This window comes from Enterococcus camelliae (assembly GCF_042685105.1).
GTDB classification, from domain to species: domain Bacteria; phylum Bacillota; class Bacilli; order Lactobacillales; family Enterococcaceae; genus Enterococcus_G; species Enterococcus_G camelliae.
The window spans coordinates 1-713 of record NZ_JBHUMO010000070.1 but is presented as its reverse complement, the minus strand read 5'-3'; the positions used below and the strand labels follow the sequence as shown (position 1 = coordinate 713).

General features: G+C 52.6%; 7 tRNA genes and 1 rRNA gene. All 8 read right to left on the bottom strand.

Annotated elements, in window-relative coordinates:
* Position 1 precedes the first annotated feature (1 nt).
* Positions 2-75, bottom strand: a tRNA-Arg gene (locus ACFSR0_RS11045).
* A gap of 10 nt (positions 76-85) precedes the next feature.
* A tRNA-Leu gene (locus ACFSR0_RS11040) sits at positions 86-171 on the bottom strand.
* Between the two features lie 14 nt (positions 172-185).
* Positions 186-257 (bottom strand) — tRNA-Gly (locus ACFSR0_RS11035).
* Positions 258-267: 10 nt separating this feature from the next.
* Positions 268-340 (bottom strand) — tRNA-Thr (locus tag ACFSR0_RS11030).
* An 18-nt stretch (positions 341-358) separates the two neighbouring features.
* Positions 359-440 (bottom strand) — tRNA-Leu (locus tag ACFSR0_RS11025).
* Positions 441-448: 8 nt separating this feature from the next.
* A tRNA-Lys gene (locus tag ACFSR0_RS11020) sits at positions 449-521 on the bottom strand.
* A 3-nt stretch (positions 522-524) separates the two neighbouring features.
* Positions 525-597: transfer RNA gene (locus tag ACFSR0_RS11015), tRNA-Val, on the bottom strand.
* Between the two features lie 13 nt (positions 598-610).
* Positions 611-713, bottom strand: a 5S ribosomal RNA gene (gene rrf, locus ACFSR0_RS11010); the annotation flags it as partial.

Sequence of the window (713 nt, the reverse complement as noted above, 5' to 3'; positions counted from 1 at the left end):
ACGCGCCCAAGAGGAGTCGAACCCCTAACCTTTTGATCCGTAGTCAAACACTCTATCCAATTGAGCTATGGGCGCATCTTTTTAATGCCGAGGACCGGAATCGAACCGGTACGGTGATCACTCACCGCAGGATTTTAAGTCCTGTGCGTCTGCCAGTTCCGCCACCCCGGCGTTGAAATTGGCGAAGCGGAAAACGGGGTTCGAACCCGCGACCCCCACCTTGGCAAGGTGGTGCTCTACCACTGAGCTATTTCCGCATTGGTTGGATGCCGGCTAAAGGACTTGAACCCTCGACCCTCTGATTACAAATCAGATGCTCTACCAACTGAGCTAAGCCGGCGTTTTGGTGGTACTTTAATGCGGGTGAAGGGACTTGAACCCCCACGCCCGAAGGCGCTAGATCCTAAATCTAGTGCGTCTGCCAATTCCGCCACACCCGCATAGACAATGAGTCGTACAGGGCTCGAACCTGTGACCCTCTGATTAAAAGTCAGATGCTCTACCAACTGAGCTAACGACTCATATGGAGGTTAACGGGATCGAACCGCTGACCCTCTGCTTGTAAGGCAGATGCTCTCCCAGCTGAGCTAAACCTCCAATATGAAAAAAAGCATGGCGACGTCCTACTCTCACAAAGGGCAACCCTTCACTACAATCGGCGCTAAGAAGCTTAACTTCTGTGTTCGGCATGGGAACAGGTGTGTCCTTCTTGC